Below are 18,065 nucleotides of genomic sequence, written 5' to 3'. Positions count from 1 at the left end.
GAAGCCTTTATGCCCGTTACCTTTGACCCCGATCATCTGCGCGAAAGCTTGCGACCCCTAGTGGATGCGCAACCGCTTTCAGCCGAGGCGCGGGTATACCAGCGTTTCTATGGGCTGGACCAGGCCGTGAGCCGCCTGGGGCGCTTCGAGGTGGAGGGGTTCGAGGTGGTGGCGCAAGTGTGGTGGCCGCTCACGCCGGTGGCGACGATGTTCATGTTCCACGGCTTCTACGATCACATGGGGTTGTATGGCCATGTGGTGAAGTGGGCGCTGGACCAGGGCTTCGTGGTGATCGCCTGCGATTTGCCGGGGCACGGCCTGTCCAGCGGCGCACGCGCCAGCATCGATGATTTTGCGGCGTATCAACAGGTGGTGAAAGCGCTGTTTGCCCAGGCGCAAGCACTGCAACTACCGCAACCCTGGCACCTGTTCGGGCAAAGCACCGGCGGGGCGGTGGTGGTGGATCACCTGCTCAACCATGGCGCCGATAGCCCCGCCCAAGGCAGGACCTTCCTGCTGTCACCTCTGGTGCGGCCGCGTGCCTGGGGGTGGTCGCAGGTCAGCTACTACCTGCTGCGTCCGTTCGTCAAAGGCATTGCGCGGCGGTTCAGCGAGAACACCCACGATCCGGCGTTCAAGCCGTTCCTGGAAGCCGACCCGCTGCAGCCGCGTCAACTGCCGACTGCCTGGGTAGGCGCCTTGGCGCGCTGGATCAAACGCATCGAAGCCGCACCGCGCAGTACGCGGCGGCCGGTGATCGTGCAGGGTGAGGAAGACATGACGGTGGATTGGCAGCACAACCTGCACGTGTTGCGCGGCAAGTTCGACCAACCCGAGGTATTGATGCTGCCGCGTGGCAGGCATCATCTGGCCAATGAGATCCCGGAGATTCGTGATGAGTACTTCAAATACTTGACGGATCACCTGAAGTAACACGCTCTCACAGTTGTTACTGCGCCAGGCTTGAGGTGCTCTGGCCGACTGCCAGTCCGGCGCGAATGGCTGCGAGTGCCGCCTGGTAATACGCCTTACCTTCCGGTGACTCGGCAAATGTCGCGAACTCTTCCAGCTCCGGGTCGGACAAATCCCGATAGACGTACAGCAGCGTGTTGTTCAGGTCCTTGTCGATCTGCTGCATCAGCCGCTCGCGCTGTCCGTTCAACATACCCTGGGCTTGTCCGCCGCCCAGCAGGCCGGGAATCATCTGGCTCAGGCTATCGGCCGCCACGCCGGCAATCGCCAGGCTGACTTCCGCGCCGGCTTCACGCGCCGGCAGCGCTTGGGCCAGGTGGCCGATGATCAGGCTGCGGGTGGCGTCGGCTTCGATCTTCGGCAGGCCTTGGGCGTTTTTCGCCAATTGATCGCGGCGCGTGGCAAGCAGTTCGGCGGCAACAATCTTGCGGCCCAGGGGCGATTGGAAAAACGCCAGGGCAGGTTTGGGGTCTGCGAGGTTTTTGCGCAATTGCGCTTCGGCACGCTGGTCCACGGCCTGGGCGGCAAAACGTTTATTGCTGTTGTCCACCAACGCCTGGTACACCGCCGGCGGGAGGCTATTGCGGTAGCGTTGCTGGGCAGCACTGAGGGCGTCATTGAAATGCGCACGTTGCTCGGCCCAGCCGGCGACCTTGTACAACTGGTCATGGCCGTCTGCCCAGGCGGGCAAAACGCAGAACATCAGCAAGGAAAAAAACAAACGACGCATATGGACTCCTGTCAGTCGGCCACTATTGTCCGTGTCGGGCGTGGGATTTGTCGAGAAGTCCTATCAGTCACCTGACTAAAGTGTATTCAGACGCTCGACGGCTCTGTCCGATTTACAGGCGTATGGATACTATGCGCGCCATGCAAATACCCCTCGATCACCCCTTGCTGCAACGTATTGTCGACGACCTGGCCGAAAAGGGCTGGTCCCGGCAAGACAGCTTCCTGCCCCAGGCTCTGACCCTGGAACTGGCGGCTGAGTGCCGTAAACGTGCGGCTGAGGGTGAACTGGCTCCGGCAGCGGTGGGGCGCGGCCCGTCCCAGGAGGTTCGCGAAGGTATTCGCGGTGACCATATCCAGTGGCTGGAAGCGGGCGATGCGGCGGTCTGCGACACGTATATGGCGCTGATGGATAGCCTGCGCCTGGCGATGAACCGTGGCCTGTTCCTCGGCCTGGAAGATTTCGAAAGCCACTTCGCGATGTATCCGCCGGGGGCGTTCTACCTCAAGCACCTGGACCGTTTCCGCGACGACGACCGGCGCATGGTGTCGGCGGTGATCTACTTGAACGATGCCTGGCTGCCCGAACAGGGCGGCCAGTTGCGCATGTACCTCAAGGACGGCGTCGAATACGATGTGGCACCCACAGGCGGTTGCCTGGTGGTGTTCCTGTCGGGCGAAGTGCCCCACGAAGTCATGCCCGCCACGCGCGAACGCCTGTCCCTCACCGGCTGGTTTCGCCGGCGGGGCAACGAGCCGTTCTGAGCATGGAAAAGATACTGATCAGCCGTTGCCTGCTAGGGCACAAGGTGCGCTACGACGGCGGGGCCAGCGGGCCGTTCGACCTGCTGGCGGTGTGGCAGGCCGAAGGGCGTGTGGTTGCGATCTGCCCGGAAGTGTCGGGTGGTTTGCCGACACCGCGCCCGCCCGCCGAGATACCCGGCGGACAAGGTGTGGCGGTATGGGAGGGCCGTGCCCAGGTGCTGACAGCCGAGGGCGAAGATTTCAGCGCCGCCTTTCTCGACGGCGCCCGCCAGGCCTTGGCGCTGGTGCAGCGCCACACCATCCGCATCGCCGTGCTCAAGGCCAATAGCCCGTCGTGCGGCAATCTGCTCACCTATGACGGCACGTTCTCGGGTGTGAAAGTGAGCGGCGAAGGCGTCACGGCTGCGCTGTTGAAGCAGCATGGCGTTGAGGTATTCAATGAACTGCAATTGCCCGAAGTCGCCGCCGCCCTGGCTCATCGCTGATTATTGAGCCTTGGCCACCGGCTCGTTTTCCAACCACTTCTGAGCCAGCGCCTTCAATCGGCCATCCGCCTTAACCCGCTGCAATGCCTTGTCCAAGCTCGCCTTGAACGCTGGATTACCTTTCTGGAACGGGATCGCCAACTCTGGCTTCTCGTTGTAAGGCTCACTGAAATCGAAACGATCCTGCAGCGCGGCAGTCATAGCGATATGGTTGATGGCCACGTCGTACTTGCCGGTTTCCACGCCTGGCAGCAGGTCAGTGTCATCGGTGGTGATGAACGAGGGACGCACGTCCATCTCCTTGGCCAGTTGCTCGCCCAGTTCCACTTCGAAGCCGGTGAGTTTGTCGCCTTCCTTGAAGTTGAACGGCGGGATGTTGGCTTCAAGGGCGATGCGCAGTTCGCCACGGTCGAATACATCATCGACCAGTTCGGCATGCGCCAAGGGGCTCAGAAGGGGAATCAGCAGTAACAGGCCAGGCGAAAAGCGCATGGTCACTCCTAGAGATTTTTAATGTGCGAGGCGCCGTTCAGCATCGCTTTGCTATGGTGTTGAGTGCCTTGGACAGCAATTTGTCGCGAAGTTGTCATAACCCTACAGATTTCACAGAAAAACTGGAGAAGCGAATGAAAGCCCTTTTGTCCCGTGCCACCCTGGCCTCCCTGCTGCTGGGTGCTTCCATGCTGGCCACCGCCGCCGACGGCATCCCGCGCAGCGCGCCACCTGAAGGTGCCAAAGTATTCATCGTGTCGCCCAAAGACGGTGCCACCGTCGACAAGACCTTCACCGTCAAATTCGGCATGGAAGGCTTGAAACTGGCCCCCGCCACCGACCAGGAGCCCGGCACCGGCCACCACCACCTGTTGGTCGACCAGAAAGCACTGCCTGACGCCGGCGTGCCGATCCCGGCCACCGACACCGTGATCCACTACGGCAAGGCCCAGACCGAAACCGAACTGACCCTCACCCCAGGCAAACACACCTTGCAGCTGGTGGCCGGCGACAAACTGCACATGCAGTTCAACCCGACGGTAGCCTCGAAAGTAATTACGATTAACGTGAAATAAAAAAACGGGAGTCCCTTGCGGGGCTCCCGTTTTTTATTGCTGCAAACGGCAAGTTAAAAGCTGCAAGTAAGCGCTTTTCGCTTGCGGCTTGAAATTTGTAGCTTGCCGCGGACCACGGCCACCGCTCTAGAAAAGCACGCGGCTTCGGATGGTCCCGTTAATGTGCTGCAGCTTCTCTTGCGCAAGGTCCGAGTACTCGGCGTCGACGTCGATCACCACGTAGCCGACCTTCTCGTTGGTCTGCAGGAACTGACCAGAGATGTTGATGCCGTTTTCCGCGAAGACCTTGTTGATCTCCATCATCACGCCAGGGATGTTCTGGTGGATGTGCAGCAGACGGTGCTTGCCAGGGTGAGCCGGCAGGGCCACTTCCGGGAAGTTCACGGACGAAACCGAAGTACCGTTGTCGCTGTACTTGACCAGCTTCTCCGAGACTTCCAGGCCGATGTTGGCCTGGGCTTCAGCGGTGGAGCCGCCGATATGCGGGGTCAGGATCACGTTGTCCAGGCCACGCAGCGGGCTTTCGAAGATGTCGTCGTTGGAGCGAGGTTCCACCGGGAACACGTCGATGGCGGCGCCGATCAGGTGCTTGTCCTTGATCGCGTCGGCCAGGGCGTCCAGCTCGACCACGGTGCCACGGGCTGCGTTGATCAGGATGCCGCCTTTCTTGATGGCGCGGATTTCCTTCTCGCCGATCATCCACTGGGTCTCAGCGGTTTCCGGAACGTGCAGGGTCACGATGTCGGACATGCCCAACAGCTCGGTCAGGCTGGCGACTTGGGTCGCGTTGCCCAATGGCAGCTTGGTCAGGGTGTCGTAGAAGAACACCTGCATGCCCAGGCCTTCCGCCAGGACCGACAGTTGAGTACCGATCGAGCCGTAACCGACGATACCCAGCTTCTTGCCACGGATTTCGAAAGAATTGGCTGCGCTTTTGATCCAGCCGCCACGGTGGCAGGAAGCGTTCTTCTCAGGAATGCCGCGCAGCAGCAGGATGGCCTCGGCCAGCACCAGCTCCGCAACGGAACGGGTGTTGGAGTACGGTGCGTTGAACACCGCGATGCCGCGCTCGCGCGCTGCGTTGAGGTCGACCTGGTTGGTGCCGATGCAGAAACAGCCGACTGCCACGAGTTTCTTGGCGTGATCGAAGATCTCTTCGGTCAGCTGAGTGCGGGAGCGAATGCCGATGAAGTGCGCGTCGGCGATCTTTTCCTTGAGTTGGGCTTCCGGCAGAGAACTGGTGATGTACTCAATGCTGGTGTACCCAGCGGCTTTCAGAACGTCGACAGCCGATGGGTGGACGCCTTCCAGAAGAAGGAACTTGATCTTGCTCTTATCGAGAGAAGTCTTGCTCATCTGCGTAAACCTGTATCCCGGAGAAAAATGGCAGGGAATCGGATCACGTAAGCTGACCCGGACGGCAGGAAAGCCGTCACCGCAGAAACGCCCTTGGGCTCTGTCCTGCGGGGGCGGTATGCTAGCATACGCGCCCCGCTAAACACCTATTCCTGCGACGTGAAGCGTTCTCAGGATGACCATGAATTGTTCGAGAGTTCTGTCGATGACCCATCCTGCCCTGATTGATGAGCTAAAGACCCTGGTTGAGCCCGGCAAAGTGCTGACCGATGCAGACTCCCTGGAGGCTTACGGCAAGGATTGGACCAAGCACTTCGCACCCGCGCCGACCGCCATCGTCTTCCCCAAGACCATCGAGCAGGTCCAGGCCATCGTGCGTTGGGCCAATACCCACAAGGTGGCGCTGGTGCCATCGGGCGGGCGTACCGGCTTGTCGGCCGCTGCCGTGGCGGCGAATGGCGAAGTGGTCGTGTCGTTCGACTATATGAACCAGATCCTCGACGTGAACCTCACCGACCGTACTGCCGTGTGCCAGCCGGGCGTGGTCACCAAGCAATTGCAGAACGTCGCTGAAGAAAAAGGCCTGTACTACCCGGTGGACTTCGCATCCTCCGGCTCCAGCCAGATTGGCGGCAATATCGGCACCAATGCCGGCGGGATCAAGGTGATTCGCTACGGGATGACGCGTAACTGGGTGGCTGGCATGAAGGTCGTCACCGGCAAGGGTGACGTTCTGGAGCTGAACCGCGACCTGATCAAGAACGCCACCGGCTACGACATGCGCCAGCTGTTCATTGGCGCCGAAGGCACGCTTGGCTTTGTGGTCGAAGCCACCATGCGCCTGGACCGTGCGCCAAAAAACCTCACCGCCATGGTGCTTGGTACCACTGACTTCGACTCGATCATGCCGGTCTTGCACGCGTTCCAGAGCAAACTGGACCTGACCGCCTTCGAATTCTTCTCCGACAAGGCCCTGGCCAAGGTCATGGGCCGTGGCGATGTGCCGGCCCCGTTCGAAACCGAGTGCCCGTTCTATGCACTGCTGGAATTCGAAGCCACCACCGAAGAAGTCGCCAACCACGCGCTGGAAACCTTCGAACACTGCGTGGAGCAAGGTTGGGTGCTGGACGGCGTGATGAGCCAGAGCGAAACCCAGCTGCACAACCTGTGGAAACTGCGCGAGTACATCTCCGAGACCATTTCCCACTGGACCCCGTACAAGAACGACATCTCAGTGACGGTCTCCAAAGTGCCGGCGTTCTTGCAGGAAATCGATGCGATCGTCGGCGAACACTACCCAGACTTCGAAATCGTCTGGTTCGGCCACATCGGCGACGGCAACCTGCACCTGAACATCCTCAAGCCGGAAAACTTGAGCAAGGACGAGTTCTTCGCCAAGTGCGCCACCGTGAACAAGTGGGTCTTTGAAACCGTCGAGAAGTACAACGGTTCGATCTCTGCCGAACACGGCGTGGGCATGACCAAGCGTGACTACCTGACCTACAGCCGCTCGCCGGTTGAAATCGAATACATGAAGGCAGTGAAAGCGGTGTTCGACCCGAACGGGATCATGAACCCTGGCAAGATCTTCGCTGTTTAATCGCCCTGAAGGAGTCGTTCCATGAGCTACCAGCACAAGTATGTCGACGGCACCAACATCCACTTTCCGCTCGGTAAAGTGGTGTGTATCGGACGTAACTACGCCGAACACGCCAAGGAGCTGGACAATCCGGTGCCGACCGAGCCACTGCTGTTCATCAAGCCGGGCAGTTGCGTGGTGCCGCTGGAAGGCGGTTTCAGCATTCCGACCGAGCGCGGTTCGGTGCATTACGAAGCGGAAATCGCGGTATTGATCGGCAAGCCGCTGTCGACCAAGCCCAGTCGTGAAGAAGTGCTGGACGCCATTTCCGGCTTCGCCCCGGCCCTGGACCTGACCCTGCGCGACAAGCAGGCCGAGCTGAAAGCCAAGGGCCTGCCGTGGGAAATCGCCAAGTCCTTCGACGGTGCGGCGGTGATCGCACCGTTCGTGGTGGGCAGCACCTTCCCGGACGTGACCGACATCGGCATCCGCCTGAGTATCAATGGCGAAGTACGCCAGGATGGCAACAGCGCGCAGATGCTCAACCCGATCATCCCGATGATCCAGCACATGGCCGGCTGCTTCTCGCTGCAAGCGGGCGATGTGATCCTCACCGGCACCCCGGCCGGCGTGGGCCCGCTGAATCTGGGCGATGAGCTGGTGTTGGAGCTGTCGGGTGTGAGCCGTTTCGAAAGCCAGGTTCGCTGACCAAACGCAGTAAAAATGTGGGAGCGGGCTTGCTCCCACATTGGATCGCATGCATCCAGCTACCTGTTTTTTGCATTTTTTTCACACACAATCCGGATAATCCTCAGCCTCTTGCGCGCGGGCTTGTCGTTCCTGTGCTATCACGTAACGCTGACTTTCCGGAAAAAGCGCTCAATGGCCGTGCCCCTGCCCTCTGCTACACCCAAGCCACGTTCCCGCTTTGCCTTGCGCTGGTATTCCTGGCTGTTGTTGGTGGGGGTGATCTCCTATGGCGTTGCCTGGGCCATGCACTGGGATGATCGCGGCGTGCTTTGGTTGCTGGAGCGGTTTGAAACACCGGCCGAACGCCAGGAAAGCGTATGGCTGCCGGATTACCACGCCGTCATCGATGGCAAGCTTCTGCCGGGGATGGAGAAGGACGAAGCTTCGGACGTCGCCTACAACCCCCAGACCAAAACCCTGTTTTCGGTGATGGGCAAAAACCCCTTCCTCGTCGAGTTGAGCCTGCAAGGCGATGTGCTGCGCAAGATGCCGCTCAACGGCTGGGATAACCCGGAAGGCGTGACAGTGATGGAAAACGGCTTGATCGCCGTGGTCGATGAGCGCCAGCACACGCTGACCATCGTCAAGGTCGACGCCACCACTGCTGCGTTGAGCAAGGCCGATTTCCCGAGCTATGACCTGGGCCCGTCCAAGGACCAGAATAAAGCCTTTGAAGCGATCACCTGGGACAAGCGCAACCAGCAACTGGTGCTCGGTGAAGAGCGCCCGCCGGCATTGTTCACCTGGAAAAGCGACGGCGGCCAGACCCTGGCTGGCGATAAGCAAAAGCTGGCCAGCAAAGAATTGGACATGCGCAACCTCTCGGCCTTGGCCGTCGACCCGCGTACCGGGCATCTGCTGGTGCTGTCGGCCGATTCCCACCTGCTACTGGAGCTGGACGAGAAAGGCGAGCAAGTCAGCTTCATGACCCTGCTTGGTGGTTTCAATGGCCTCAAAAGCACCATTCCACGTGCGGAAGGGGTGACCATGGACGAGAATGGCACCCTGTACATAGTCAGTGAGCCAAACCTCTTCTATCGTTTTGAAAAGCAGAAATAGCACACCGATTACGTCGGATATGTCTCTATGAGCGGCATTCGCCAGACATCAGGGCGCGTTTAAGTTTAAATTCAGACAGGCGTGATATTCATTCGCCACTTTTGATTTTGAGCCCGCCCGATGCGACGACTAGCCCGCCCCAAACCGCTTTTCTTCATTCTTGCGCTGATCGCTCTGGTCAGCGCCGGGGCTGTCGCGCAGCATTTTCGCCTGTTCGAGCGCGCCTGGTTCAACTGGCAGGCGTGGCGTCAGCCCACGGACGAACGCTCCATTGGCCTGGCGGACTACCGGGTAGCCCTGGAGGCCCAGGTGATCGAAGGCCTCGATGACGATGTATCGGCCCTGACCTACGATCCGGTGCGTAAAAGCCTGTTTACCGTCACCAACAAAAACGCCGAACTGATCGAGCTGTCGCTGGAGGGCAAGATCCTGCGGCGTATTCCCCTGATAGGGTTTGGCGATGCCGAGGCGGTGGAATTCATCAGCGACAACATTTATGTGATCAGCGATGAGCGCCAGCAGCGGCTGATCAAGGTGCATGTGGACGACGACACCCAATTCCTCGACGCCGCCGATGCGGAGCAGATGACCCTGGGCCTGCACGTTGGCGGCAACAAGGGCTTTGAGGGCCTGGCCTATGACTCGGTGGGCAAGCGCCTGTTCGTGGCCAAAGAGCGCGATCCTATGCTGATCTATGAGGTTCATGGCTTTCCCCATTTCAAGCCGGAAAAAACCTACTCGGTCCACGTGATCAACAACCCCAAGCGTGATGCCGGACTGTTTGTGCGTGACCTGTCGAGCTTGCAATACGACGAACGTAGCGGCCATCTGCTGGCGCTGTCGGATGAGTCGTTCCTGGTATTGGAACTGGATATCGACGGTCGCCCGTTGAGCAGTCTGTCACTGCTCAACGGGCGCCATGGCCTGACGAAGCGGGTGCCGCAGGCCGAGGGGATCGCCATGGATGACGAGGGCACGTTGTACCTCGTCAGCGAGCCGAACCTGTTCTACGTATTCAAGAAAACAAGTCTCTGAAGTCCCGCAGGACCAATGTGGGAGCGGGCAAGCCCCCCACATTTAGTAACGCGTCAGGCCTTGAGGGTTTTCACGCCTTCGGTGGTGCCCAGCAACAGCACATCCGCCGGACGCGCGGCGAACAAGCCGTTGGTGACCACGCCGACGATCGCGTTGATCTGAGTCTCCAGTTCAACGGGATTGGTGATCTGCATGTTGAACACGTCGAGGATGATGTTACCGTTGTCGGTCAGCACGCCTTCGCGGTACACCGGGTCGCCGCCCAGTTTCACCAGTTCGCGAGCCACGTGGCTGCGGGCCATCGGGATGACTTCCACCGGCAGCGGGAATGCGCCGAGTACCGGCACCAGTTTGCTGGCGTCGGCGATGCAGATGAAGGTCTTGGCCACGGCCGCGACGATCTTCTCGCGGGTCAGGGCTGCGCCGCCGCCCTTGATCAGGTTCAGGTGTTCGTCGCTTTCATCGGCGCCGTCGACGTAGAACTCCAGGTTGCTCACGGTGTTGAGCTCGTACACCGGGATGCCATGGCCTTTCAGGCGTGCGGCGGTGGCTTCGGAACTGGCCACGGCGCCGTCGAATGCGCCTTTGTGCTGGGCCAGTGCGTCGATGAAGCAGTTGGCGGTGGAGCCGGTGCCGACACCGACGATGCTCTTGTCGTCGAGTTTAGGAAGGATTAAATCGACAGCGGCCTGGGCCACTGCCTGTTTGAGTTGATCCTGGGTCATGCGGGCTCCGGAACGGGCGGGGAGTTATCGAGGGCGGCGAGTATAACCCAACAAAACCTCGGGATTCGTGTGGTCGCCCGGCCAAACGCTGGGTTAGACTCCTTGGCCCTGCCTAACCTGCTCAGTGATTCCCGCCGATGCTTGAACAGTACGTCAAAAAGATCCTCACCTCGCGCGTTTACGACGTTGCCGTAGAAACCCCGTTGCAGACCGCCCGCCAGCTCTCCGAGCGGCTGGGCAACCAGGTCTGGCTCAAGCGTGAAGACTTGCAGCCGGTGTTCTCGTTCAAGATTCGTGGCGCCTATAACAAGCTGACCCAACTGACTGCCGAAGAGCGCGCACGTGGCGTGGTCACGGCGTCGGCGGGCAACCATGCCCAGGGCCTGGCCCTGGCGGCCAAGGTGCTGGGGGTCAAAGCCACCATCGTGATGCCCAAGACCACCCCGGAGATCAAAGTCGAAGGCGTGCGCTCCCGTGGCGGCAAAGTGGTGTTGCACGGCGATTCCTTCCCGGAAGCCTTGGCCTACTCGCTGAAACTGGTCGACGAAAAAGGCTACGTCTATATCCACCCCTATGATGATCCGCACACCATTGCCGGGCAGGGCACCGTGGCGATGGAGATCCTGCGCCAACACCCAGGGCCTTTGGACGCAATTTTCGTCCCGGTGGGCGGCGGTGGGCTGATCGCCGGTATTGCGGCGTACGTGAAATACCTGCGCCCGGACATCAAGATCATCGGCGTCGAGCCGGACGACTCCAATTGTCTGCAAGCCGCGCTGGCGGCGGGCGAGCGCGTGGTGCTGCCGACTGTTGGTATCTTCGCCGATGGCGTGGCGGTGGCGCAGATCGGCCAGCACACCTTCGACATCTGCAAGGACTATGTGGATGAAGTGATCACCGTGAGCACCGATGAAATCTGTGCGGCAATCAAAGACATCTACGACGACACCCGTTCCATCACCGAGCCGGCAGGGGCATTGGGTGTGGCCGGGATCAAGAAATACGTCGAGACCCGTGGCGTCACCGGGCAGACCCTGGTGGCGATCGACTCCGGCGCCAACGTCAACTTCGACCGCTTGCGCCATGTGGCCGAGCGCGCTGAGTTGGGTGAGGGCCGCGAAGCCATCATCGCCGTGACCATCCCCGAGAAACCCGGCAGCTTCAAGGCGTTTTGCGAGGCCGTGGGCAAGCGCCAGATCACCGAATTCAACTACCGCTTCCACTCCGGCAGCGAGGCGCACATCTTTGTCGGCGTGCAGACCCACCCGGAAAACGACCCGCGCAGCGCGCTGATCGCCAGTCTCACCAGCCAGGGTTTCCCGGTGCTGGACCTGACCGAGAACGAGCTGGCCAAATTGCACATCCGCCATATGGTCGGCGGCCATGCAGCCCACGTCAGCAATGAAGTGGTGTTCCGCTTCGAATTCCCGGAGCGTCCGGGAGCCTTGTTCAACTTTCTTAACAAATTAGGCGGGCGCTGGAACATCTCGATGTTCCACTATCGCAACCACGGCGCAGCCGACGGCCGTGTGGTCGCCGGTCTGCAAGTGCCGGCGGACGAGCGTCACCTGGTACCGGCAGCCCTTGAAGCCATTGGCTACCCGTACTGGGATGAGAGCGATAACCCGGCCTACAAACTGTTCCTCGGTTGAGCGACTACGCTGATTGGGGCGGCCTTTAAGGAAGACGACACATGGAAACCCTGACAACCTTGAAAGTTATCCACATCGCAGCCACGGTGTTGCTGCTGCTCAGCGGCCTCGGCCTCGCATTGCTGGCCTGGCGCAAACGCAGCGCCGGCCCGACGGTGACCGTGCAGCGCCCGTGGGCGTTTATCTGGTTATTGATGGGCGTGTGTGTGGTGAGCATGCCGTTTACCGGCTGGTGGCTGGTGCACTTGGTCGGCTGGCCGCTGGGCCAGACGTGGATCCTGGGTTCCAGCATCCTCTACACCGTGGCGGCGCTGGCCTGGTTCTGGCTGGTGGCGCGGCTCAACCGTCTGCGCAAGGGCGAGGGCGGTAACCTCAACTTCACGCTGGTGCTGGCGGTGGTCAGTCTGGTGGGGTTCGTGGCGATTGCCGGGTTGATGGGTGCCAAGCCGGTTTAAGGCGTTAGACCGAGGCGCCTCATTCGCGAGCAAACCCGCTCCCACACTTGACCGAGTTCTTCTGAAGATACCGGCTCAAGACACAAGCGGGCTCGCTCGCGAAGGCGTCATCAGCTACGCAGGGTAATCACCGGCCAGCCACGCTTCTCAGCCTCAGCCCGCAAATTCGGATCCGGATCCACCGCCACCGGATGAGTCACCTGCTCCAACAAAGGCAGGTCATTCATCGAGTCACTATAGAAGTAGCTGCCCTCAAGGCTGTAGCCGGTTTCTTCCAGCCAACGGTTCAAGCGCGTCACCTTGCCCTCGCGAAAGCACGGCACATCGGTGCTGCGCCCGGTGTAGCGGCCGTTTTCCATCTCGCACTCGGTGGCGATCAGGGTTTCGACGCCCAGGCGTGCGGCAATTGGTGCGGTGACAAAACGGTTGGTGGCGGTGATGATCACCAGCTTGTCACCGGCGGCGCGGTGCTTGGCCAGCAATTCAACGGCCAGGGGCAGCATCAGCGGGTCGATGCAGTCGCGCATGAAGTCGCTGTGCCACTCCTCCAGTTGGGCCATCTCGGTGCGGCCGAGGATTTCCAGGCTGAAGTTCAGGTAGGCAGCGTTGTCCAGCTTGCCCGCTAGGTAATCCTGGTAGAACTCGTCATTGCGGGTCTTGTAGGCGACCGGGTCGAGAATCCCGCGTTCACAGAGGTAATCGCCCCAGGCGTGATCGCTGTCACCGCCGAGGAGGGTGTTGTCCAAGTCGAATAAAGCCAGGCGCATTGCAGTTACTCGCTGAAATGTCTGTAAAAAGGCGTCCAGAATACGGTCTTTTCACAAGAGTGCACATAAGGTAAGAAGCCTCGTTGCCGCTTCATCAACCTTTGTGGAACAATGCGACGACATGCGTTTGCGAGGTTGTTGCCGTGATCGACCCCGATGGTTTCCGTCCTAATGTCGGGATTATTCTTACGAATGATGCCGGGCAGGTGCTATGGGCTCGCCGAATCAACCAAGATGCCTGGCAGTTTCCTCAAGGCGGAATCAACCCCGACGAAACCCCTGAAGACGCCTTGTACCGTGAGTTGAATGAAGAAGTCGGCCTTGAGCGCGAAGATGTACAAATTCTGGCCTGTACCCGTGGCTGGTTGCGTTATCGTTTGCCGCAACGCCTGGTGCGTACTCACAGCCAACCGCTGTGCATCGGCCAGAAGCAGAAATGGTTTCTCCTGCGCCTGATCTCCAACGAGCAGCGGGTGCGGATGGATTTGACCGGTAAACCGGAGTTCGATGGCTGGCGTTGGGTCAGCTATTGGTACCCGTTGGGCCAGGTGGTGACATTCAAGCGCGAAGTTTATCGTCGCGCTCTCAAAGAGCTTGCCCCGCGCCTTTTAGCGCGCGACTGACGACGGAGTTCGACCCCGAGCCATGCTCAATACGCTGCGCAAGATCGTCCAGGAAGTTAACTCCGCCAAGGATCTCAAGGCGGCGTTGGGGATTATTGTGTTGCGCGTCAAGGAGGCCATGGGCAGCCAGGTCTGCTCGGTTTACCTGCTGGACCCCGAGACCAACCGTTTTGTGCTGATGGCCACCGAGGGCTTGAACAAGCGCTCTATCGGCAAGGTCAGCATGGCGCCCAATGAAGGTCTGGTGGGCCTGGTGGGGACGCGTGAAGAACCCCTGAACCTTGAAAACGCGGCCGATCACCCGCGTTATCGCTACTTTGCCGAAACCGGCGAAGAGCGTTACGCCTCGTTCCTCGGCGCACCGATCATTCACCACCGCCGCGTCGTCGGCGTGTTGGTCATCCAGCAAAAAGAACGTCGCCAGTTTGACGAAGGTGAAGAAGCCTTCCTCGTGACCATGAGCGCGCAGCTCGCCGGGGTTATTGCCCACGCCGAAGCCACGGGCTCGATTCGCGGCCTGGGGCGTGAGGGCAAGGGCATCCAGGAAGCCAAGTTCGTGGGCGTGCCGGGCTCACCGGGCGCGGCGGTCGGTACGGCGGTGGTCATGTTGCCGCCGGCGGACCTGGATGTGGTGCCGGACAAGACCGTCAAAGACATCGACGCTGAAATCAAACTGTTCAAGACCGCCCTCGAAGGCGTGCGCGCCGACATGCGCAACCTGTCGAACAAGCTGGCCACCCAGTTGCGCCCCGAAGAGCGCGCGCTGTTCGACGTGTACCAGATGATGCTCGACGACGCGTCGCTGGGTAACGAAGTCAAGACTGTGATCAAGACCGGGCAGTGGGCCCAGGGCGCACTGCGCCAGGTGGTCACTGATCACGTCAACCGTTTCGAACTGATGGACGACGCCTACCTGCGCGAACGCGCTTCGGATGTGCGCGACCTCGGTCGCCGTCTGCTGGCCTACTTGCAGGAAGACCGTACCACCAACCTGGTCTACCCCGACAACACCATCCTGATCAGTGAAGAGCTGACGGCCACCATGCTCGGCGAAGTGCCGGAAGGCAAGCTGGTCGGCCTGGTGTCGGTACTGGGTTCGGGCAACTCCCACGTCGCGATTCTGGCCCGGGCCATGGGCATCCCGACCGTGATGGGCCTGGTGGACCTGCCGTATTCCAAAGTGGATGGCATCGACATGATCGTCGATGGCCATCGCGGTGAAGTGTTCACCAACCCCAGCGAAGTCCTGCGCAAGCAATACGCCGAGGTGGTGGAAGAAGAGAAGCAACTGGCGTTGGGACTCGACTCATTGCGCGAGCTGCCATGCGTGACCACCGATGGCCACCGAGTGCCGCTGCTGGTCAACACCGGCCTGCTCGCCGATGTGGCTCGCGCACAACAGCGCGGCGCCGAGGGGGTGGGGCTGTACCGCACCGAAGTGCCATTCATGATCAACCAGCGTTTTCCGAGTGAGAAGGAGCAACTGGCGATTTATCGCGAGCAATTGCAGGCCTTCCACCCGTTGCCGGTGACCATGCGCAGCCTGGACATTGGCGGCGACAAGTCACTGTCATATTTCCCGATTAAAGAGGACAACCCGTTCCTCGGCTGGCGCGGCATTCGCGTCACCCTCGACCATCCTGAAATTTTCCTCGTACAGACCCGCGCCATGCTTAAAGCCAGCGAAGGTCTGAACAACCTGCGCATCCTGCTGCCGATGATCTCCGGCACCCATGAGCTGGAAGAGGCGTTGCACCTGATTCACCGCGCCTGGGGCGAAGTGCGCGACGAAGGCGCCGACGTACCGATGCCGCCGATTGGCGTGATGATCGAAATCCCGGCGGCGGTGTACCAGGCCAAGGAGCTGGCGCGGCAGGTGGACTTCCTGTCGGTGGGCTCCAACGACCTGACCCAATACCTGCTGGCCGTGGACCGTAACAACCCACGGGTGGCCGACCTCTATGACTACCTGCACCCGGCGGTGCTGCAAGCCCTGCAACACGTGGTGCGCGACGCCCATGCCGAAGGCAAGCCGGTGAGCATCTGCGGTGAAATGGCCGGCGACCCGGCGGCGGCGGTGCTGTTGATGGCAATGGGCTTTGACAGCCTGTCGATGAACGCCACCAACTTGCCGAAGGTGAAGTGGATGCTGCGCCAGGTGGAGCTGAGCATGGCCAAGGATTTGTTGGCGGAGTTGATGACCATCGACAACCCGCAGGTTATCCACAGCTCGTTGCAGTTAGCGCTGAAGAACCTTGGGTTGACTCGGATGATCAACCCGGCCTCCGCGAAGACCCTCTGATTTCAGGTGGTGGACTTTTGTAGTGAGCGGGCTTGCCCCGCTCACTACAGTTTGATCTCTACATCGCCCAACCGCCCACCATGCGGGCCAAAACTGCGTTCCACCATCCGCCGCGTCCCGTCGGCATTCACAATCAACGCAGTACTCGCTCGTGTTCCATAACTCGGGCTGGCAATAAACACGCTGGATAACAAACTCTCGGTCGCCAAGCCCACCCCGGTATCCGGCAGGTCCGCAAACGGTGCCGTCTGCGGATCACTCAAAATCCCCAACAAGGCTTCCGGCTGTGGATCTTCCAGCACCGCGCTCAACGCCGCTTTGGCCTTGAGCAATTTAGGCCACGGCGTATCCAGCCCGGCGTTGGACAACCCATACACCCCGGCCTTCAATCGCGTCGCCTCGGTGTGGTTGGCGTTGTAATGCCACAGTTCATCCCGCGTGCCCACCAGCAGGTTGAATCCGGCATATTCAATCGAACGGCCGTTAACGTCGGACAAATACTCTTCAATCGGCAGCGAACCGTTGAGAAAGCGTGCGACCAACTCGCCACGGGACTTGCGGGCCGGCGGCTGGTGCGGGTCGCGGATATTGGTCAGCGCGGCAAAGCGCCCTTCTGCATTTACCCCCAGCCAGGTGCCGCCGGCTTCCTGATCGCGGCCGGCGTAGACCTCGGGCGCATCCAGCCATTGTGCCAGCGGCAGGCTGGGACGGGCGTAGAACTCATCGCGGTTGGCCGCGACGATCAGCGGCTGGGCGTGGCCCGGCCGCCAGGCGAAAACAATCAGGCACATCAGGCGATCCCTTTTGTGTTTTTAGCCACTCTACCCACTCACGCCGAGGCGTTCCATCGTATCCAGTTGGGTCGCATGCCTTCCATCCGTTAACATGCCGGACTTGGTTCGGGGGCTCCCATGGAATTTCTGCTGTATTTGCTGCTCGGCGCCTGTGCGGGTGTACTCGCCGGGCTGTTTGGCGTGGGCGGCGGGATCATCATCGTGCCGGTGCTGGTGTTCAGCTTTACCTTGCAGGGCTTCGACCCGCAGGTGCTGACCCACTTGGCCGTAGGCACCTCCCTGGCGACCATCATCTTTACCTCGGTGAACGCTGTGCGCGAGCATCACCGGCGGGGCGCGGTGCGTTGGCCGATCTTTGTATGGATGACCGTGGGCATCCTGATCGGCGCAGGCTTTGGCGCACTGACCGCCGAGGCGATTTCCGGTCCGCACCTGCAAAAGATCATCGGCGTATTTGCCTTGCTGGTGGCCGTGCAACTGGCCCTGGACGTTAAGCCCAAAGCCAGCCGGACGGTGCCGGGCAAATTCGGCCTGACCGTCGCCGGTACCTTTATCGGCTGGGCCTCAGCGATTTTCGGGATTGGCGGCGGTTCGTTGACCGTACCGTTTTTGACCTGGCGCAGCGTGCCGATGCAACAGGCGGTCGCCACTTCATCGGCGTGTGGCCTGCCGATTGCGCTGGCCAGTGCATTAAGTTTCATGATTCTGGGCTGGCATGACCCGTTGTTGCCCGCTCATAGTCTAGGGTTCGTGTATTTGCCGGCACTGCTGGGCATTGCCCTGACCAGTATGGTGTTTGCCCGCTTCGGCGCACGCTTGGCGCACCGGCTGTCGCCGCGGTTGCTCAAGCGGTTGTTCGCCGGATTGCTGTTCTGTGTCGGCATAAACTTTTTGTTGTAATGCAGGCTTAATCGCGTCCGGGCATGGTCCGCTCGCCTAACGAATGATTT

The 18,065-nt window shown here is 60.5% G+C and carries 19 protein-coding genes; 13 read left to right on the top strand and 6 right to left on the bottom strand.

Going from position 1 to position 18,065, the window contains the following annotated elements; genetic code table 11:
- Positions 1-9 precede the first annotated feature (9 nt).
- A complete protein-coding gene (locus tag LVW35_RS27285; protein ID WP_233892822.1) occupies positions 10-933 on the top strand; it encodes an alpha/beta hydrolase in 924 nt (307 codons plus the stop codon).
- Positions 934-949: 16 nt separating this feature from the next.
- On the opposite strand, the gene LVW35_RS27280 is transcribed toward LVW35_RS27285, so the two are convergent.
- On the bottom strand, positions 950-1,702 hold the full coding sequence (locus tag LVW35_RS27280; protein ID WP_233892821.1) for a DUF2059 domain-containing protein: 753 nt from the start codon (positions 1,700-1,702) through the stop codon (positions 950-952).
- Positions 1,703-1,833: 131 nt separating this feature from the next.
- Here LVW35_RS27280 and LVW35_RS27275 point away from each other — a divergent pair, with 131 nt between their 5' ends.
- Positions 1,834-2,466 carry a 2OG-Fe(II) oxygenase gene (locus LVW35_RS27275; protein WP_233892820.1) on the top strand — a complete coding sequence of 211 codons (633 nt, stop codon included), beginning with the start codon at positions 1,834-1,836 and terminating at the stop codon, positions 2,464-2,466.
- Between the two features lie 2 nt (positions 2,467-2,468).
- Positions 2,469-2,951, top strand: a complete 483-nt coding sequence (locus LVW35_RS27270; protein ID WP_233892819.1) for a DUF523 domain-containing protein — start codon at positions 2,469-2,471, stop codon at positions 2,949-2,951.
- On the opposite strand, the gene LVW35_RS27265 is transcribed toward LVW35_RS27270, so the two are convergent.
- The gene (locus LVW35_RS27265) at positions 2,952-3,443 is read right to left on the bottom strand and encodes a transporter substrate-binding domain-containing protein (RefSeq protein ID WP_233892818.1); all 492 of its coding nucleotides are present in this window, start codon (positions 3,441-3,443) and stop codon (positions 2,952-2,954) included.
- Positions 3,444-3,577: 134 nt separating this feature from the next.
- On the opposite strand from LVW35_RS27265, the gene LVW35_RS27260 reads away from it, so the two are divergent.
- Positions 3,578-4,018 carry a DUF4399 domain-containing protein gene (locus tag LVW35_RS27260; protein WP_233892817.1) on the top strand — a complete coding sequence of 147 codons (441 nt, stop codon included), beginning with the start codon at positions 3,578-3,580 and terminating at the stop codon, positions 4,016-4,018.
- A 126-nt stretch (positions 4,019-4,144) separates the two neighbouring features.
- Here LVW35_RS27260 and serA read toward each other — a convergent pair whose 3' ends face one another.
- Positions 4,145-5,374: a phosphoglycerate dehydrogenase gene (serA, locus tag LVW35_RS27255; protein WP_003195214.1), complete on the bottom strand. Its 1,230-nt coding sequence runs from the start codon at positions 5,372-5,374 to the stop codon at positions 4,145-4,147.
- A 205-nt stretch (positions 5,375-5,579) separates the two neighbouring features.
- Here serA and LVW35_RS27250 point away from each other — a divergent pair, with 205 nt between their 5' ends.
- The 4 genes from LVW35_RS27250 to LVW35_RS27235 all read left to right on the top strand — a co-directional run bounded on the left by LVW35_RS27250 (position 5,580) and on the right by LVW35_RS27235 (position 9,797).
- Positions 5,580-6,974 (top strand): FAD-binding oxidoreductase, encoded by a 1,395-nt coding sequence (locus LVW35_RS27250; protein ID WP_233892816.1) that lies wholly within the window; start codon positions 5,580-5,582, stop codon positions 6,972-6,974.
- A gap of 21 nt (positions 6,975-6,995) precedes the next feature.
- Positions 6,996-7,661 (top strand): fumarylacetoacetate hydrolase family protein, encoded by a 666-nt coding sequence (locus LVW35_RS27245; protein WP_233892815.1) that lies wholly within the window; start codon positions 6,996-6,998, stop codon positions 7,659-7,661.
- A 174-nt stretch (positions 7,662-7,835) separates the two neighbouring features.
- Positions 7,836-8,762: an SdiA-regulated domain-containing protein gene (locus LVW35_RS27240; RefSeq protein ID WP_233892814.1), complete on the top strand. Its 927-nt coding sequence runs from the start codon at positions 7,836-7,838 to the stop codon at positions 8,760-8,762.
- A gap of 120 nt (positions 8,763-8,882) precedes the next feature.
- A complete protein-coding gene (locus tag LVW35_RS27235) occupies positions 8,883-9,797 on the top strand; it encodes an SdiA-regulated domain-containing protein (RefSeq protein ID WP_233892813.1) in 915 nt (304 codons plus the stop codon).
- 53 nt (positions 9,798-9,850) lie between these two features.
- Here LVW35_RS27235 and rpiA read toward each other — a convergent pair whose 3' ends face one another.
- Entirely contained in the window at positions 9,851-10,522 is a 672-nt protein-coding gene (gene rpiA, locus LVW35_RS27230; protein WP_233892812.1) for a ribose-5-phosphate isomerase RpiA, read from the bottom strand.
- A gap of 137 nt (positions 10,523-10,659) precedes the next feature.
- Between rpiA and ilvA the strand changes: the two genes are divergently transcribed.
- Together ilvA and LVW35_RS27220 are read left to right on the top strand one after the other, a co-directional pair.
- Positions 10,660-12,174, top strand: a complete 1,515-nt coding sequence (ilvA, locus tag LVW35_RS27225; RefSeq protein ID WP_033897581.1) for a threonine ammonia-lyase, biosynthetic — start codon at positions 10,660-10,662, stop codon at positions 12,172-12,174.
- 41 nt (positions 12,175-12,215) lie between these two features.
- Positions 12,216-12,629: a DUF2269 family protein gene (locus LVW35_RS27220; RefSeq protein ID WP_233892810.1), complete on the top strand. Its 414-nt coding sequence runs from the start codon at positions 12,216-12,218 to the stop codon at positions 12,627-12,629.
- A 110-nt stretch (positions 12,630-12,739) separates the two neighbouring features.
- Here LVW35_RS27220 and LVW35_RS27215 read toward each other — a convergent pair whose 3' ends face one another.
- The gene (locus LVW35_RS27215; protein WP_233892809.1) at positions 12,740-13,396 is read right to left on the bottom strand and encodes an HAD family hydrolase; all 657 of its coding nucleotides are present in this window, start codon (positions 13,394-13,396) and stop codon (positions 12,740-12,742) included.
- A gap of 143 nt (positions 13,397-13,539) precedes the next feature.
- Between LVW35_RS27215 and LVW35_RS27210 the strand changes: the two genes are divergently transcribed.
- Positions 13,540-14,019 carry an RNA pyrophosphohydrolase gene (locus LVW35_RS27210; RefSeq protein ID WP_003176750.1) on the top strand — a complete coding sequence of 160 codons (480 nt, stop codon included), beginning with the start codon at positions 13,540-13,542 and terminating at the stop codon, positions 14,017-14,019.
- A 22-nt stretch (positions 14,020-14,041) separates the two neighbouring features.
- On the top strand, positions 14,042-16,321 hold the full coding sequence (gene ptsP, locus LVW35_RS27205) for a phosphoenolpyruvate--protein phosphotransferase (RefSeq protein ID WP_233892807.1): 2,280 nt from the start codon (positions 14,042-14,044) through the stop codon (positions 16,319-16,321).
- A gap of 44 nt (positions 16,322-16,365) precedes the next feature.
- On the opposite strand, the gene LVW35_RS27200 is transcribed toward ptsP, so the two are convergent.
- Entirely contained in the window at positions 16,366-17,112 is a 747-nt protein-coding gene (locus LVW35_RS27200; protein ID WP_233892806.1) for an NRDE family protein, read from the bottom strand.
- A gap of 120 nt (positions 17,113-17,232) precedes the next feature.
- On the opposite strand from LVW35_RS27200, the gene LVW35_RS27195 reads away from it, so the two are divergent.
- Entirely contained in the window at positions 17,233-18,015 is a 783-nt protein-coding gene (locus tag LVW35_RS27195) for a sulfite exporter TauE/SafE family protein (protein WP_233892805.1), read from the top strand.
- Positions 18,016-18,065 lie beyond the last annotated feature (50 nt).

It is taken from the genome of Pseudomonas sp. HN11, assembly GCF_021390155.1.
GTDB lineage: Bacteria > Pseudomonadota > Gammaproteobacteria > Pseudomonadales > Pseudomonadaceae > Aquipseudomonas.
Note: the sequence above shows the minus strand (reverse complement) of the source record. Positions and strands in the feature narration are given on the sequence as shown.